The organism is Albidovulum sp. (assembly GCF_049646345.1).
Lineage (GTDB): Bacteria > Pseudomonadota > Alphaproteobacteria > Rhodobacterales > Rhodobacteraceae > Albidovulum.
In genome coordinates this window covers 1-2,301 of sequence record NZ_JBARVQ010000684.1, presented here as the reverse complement: position 1 = coordinate 2,301, position 2,301 = coordinate 1, and the positions used below count along the sequence as shown (strand labels likewise).

Below are 2,301 nucleotides of genomic sequence, written 5' to 3'. Positions count from 1 at the left end.
GTGTTAGGCCTGCCGCCAGCGTTCGTTCTGAGCCAGGATCAAACTCTCAAGTTGAAAGCGCTTGCGCGCTAACCTTGACGTTCGAACCTCTGCACATCTGCATCGGGTCTTGCGACCTGATGTCTACCGTTTGATGTACATCGTTCCAAGGGAACGATGGACCGTCAAACAGTGAAGCTGACACTCACATCATCGGGCGAACCCTAGTGAGCCGATATGCAGCGTTTCATCCATCGAAAGGACCAAACCGCCCACATATCTCTTCAGTAACCAGCGATTTCAAAGAGCGTGAGAGACAAAATCAACCGGATGCGCCCTATCTTACTGGCGCGCCCGCCTGCATGTTCCTCAATTTTTTAGTCTGAACTTCGTGGCGTTCCCGCCGTTCCGTCCGCCGTAGCAGTGTTGTCCGCTTCGGTGAGGCGGTATTTACGGATCGGTGCCGGTGACCGCAAGGGCTTTTTTCGAGAAAGATGACATTTTTTTCACAGCCCCCGTTTTTTCCTCAAAATCTTGGGGTTAGCGCAATGATGGCAACTATTGGGCGGCCTTTCGGGCAAGAAGATTACGCGCGCGATCCTGAATGTTGGCCCCCGCGGGCAGTTTTCCACAGACTCGCACCCCAACTTTTGTGTTCGCACCGCTCATTGGCGCGGTGATTCATGTGTCCCGCATTGTTCGGCTGCTCGCCAGAATCAACTTAAGTTATTGATTTTATTATAAACCGACGCGAGTCGGCGCCGATTCCACCGATTCACGCCGCGAGTCGCGGGCGTTTTGGAATCATTCGCACCGCCAAAAGCCCCAGAATCGCACCCAGATACAGGAAGGGCTCCAACGGCCAGGCCTTGACCAGCCAGAGGAAATGCACGGCCCCTGCCACAGCCGCCAGATAGACAAGCTTGTGAAGCTTCCGCCATCGGGCTGCCCCCAGCTTACGAACCGCATAATTGTTTGAGGTCAGCGCCAGCGGAATCATCGCGAGCAACCCGACCATGCCCATGGTGATATAGGGCCGCTTGATAATGTCACCCAAAGCCTGTTCCCAGCGCAGCCCGAGATCCAGCAAAAGCCAGGTCAGAAAATGCAGTGCTATATAGAAGAAGGTAAGCAACCCGATCGCACGGCGAAACCTGATCAGATTCACACCCGCGAAACGGCGCAGCGGTGTGATGCAAAGCCCGACCACGATCAGCTTCAGGCCCCAGAGCCCCAGCGTCTCTTCAATCGCCTCGATGGGATCAACGCCAAGCCCGCCAGTTGTCGCCTGCCAGAAGAGCCAGACGGGCAGCAGCGTTCCCACTATATATATAGGCCACGCTGGAACCCGCCGGGTCACCTGATTGATCCGGTCGGCGATTCTCATGACATCTGACAGCAGGCATCTCCTGTTTGAACTGGCGGGCAGGGAACCGTGCCATAGGAACAGAAGACGCAGCAATCACCGGGCAGCGGGCGCAGAACGGTGCCGCAGCCGGTGCACTCATAGAAAAACTGGCAGGCATCGACGGGCATGGTCTCGGTCCTCGTGGTGCCGCATTCGGGACAGGTCAGGGACGAGCGCCGCCCGGCCATGTCAGATATCCTTGCTCAGGTCCTGCCCGGCGTAAAGACCAGCCACTTGTTCTTCGTAGCCGTTGAACATCAGCGTATCCTGACGCCCGGCAAACAGGCCCGCGCCAATGCGGCGTTCGCTGGCCTGGCTCCAGCGCGGATGATCGACGGTGGGATTCACATTCGAATAAAATCCGTATTCGCGCGGGTTCTGCATGTTCCACGTGGTGTCCGGCATCTGATCGGTCAGGCTGATCCGCACGATCGACTTGATCGACTTGAATCCGTATTTCCACGGCACCACCAGCCGGATCGGCGCGCCGTTCTGGTTCGGTAACTCCTCGCCATAAAGCCCGGTGGCCAGGATGGTCAGGGGATGCATCGCCTCATCCAGGCGCAGCCCTTCCCGATAGGGCCAGTCGAGAATGCGGTATTGTTGGCCCGGCATCTCCTCCGGCCGGACCAGCGTTTCGAACGCCACGTATTTTGCCCCGGGCTGGACCCCCACCCGGTCGAGAAGCGACGCAAGCTCGAACCCGATCCAGGGCACGATCATCGACCACGCTTCGACGCAGCGGAAGCGATAGATCCGTTCCTCCAGGGTCACGCCGGAAAGAATGTCGGCCAGATCGTAGTTGCCCGGCTTGTCGACCATACCATCAATCTGGATTGCCCAGGGATCGGTGGTCAGAGAACCTGCATATGCGACCGGATCATCCTTACCCGTGCCGAATTCGTAGAAGTTGT

At 57.6% G+C, this 2,301-nt stretch carries 3 protein-coding genes; all 3 read right to left on the bottom strand.

Annotated elements, in window-relative coordinates; translation table 11 throughout:
* Positions 1-754 precede the first annotated feature (754 nt).
* Positions 755-1,366 (bottom strand): protein-methionine-sulfoxide reductase heme-binding subunit MsrQ, encoded by a 612-nt coding sequence (msrQ, locus tag WBB85_RS17855; RefSeq protein WP_432639946.1) that lies wholly within the window; start codon positions 1,364-1,366, stop codon positions 755-757.
* Complete coding sequence (locus WBB85_RS17850) at positions 1,363-1,575, bottom strand: GDCCVxC domain-containing (seleno)protein (RefSeq protein ID WP_432639945.1); 213 nt, start codon at positions 1,573-1,575, stop codon at positions 1,363-1,365. Before WBB85_RS17850 ends, msrQ begins: the two co-directional genes overlap by 4 nt.
* Before the next feature lies 1 nt (position 1,576).
* The coding region (msrP, locus tag WBB85_RS17845) for a protein-methionine-sulfoxide reductase catalytic subunit MsrP (protein WP_432639944.1) at positions 1,577-2,301 on the bottom strand (725 nt) is incomplete at its 5' end.

Excerpts from the sequence above, each read along its gene's own strand:
- msrQ (WP_432639946.1), bottom strand. The coding sequence starts at position 1,366 with ATGAGAATCGCCGACCGGATCAATCAGGTGACCCGGCGGGTTCCAGCG.
- WBB85_RS17850 (WP_432639945.1), bottom strand. The coding sequence starts at position 1,575 with ATGGCCGGGCGGCGCTCGTCCCTGACCTGTCCCGAATGCGGCACCACG.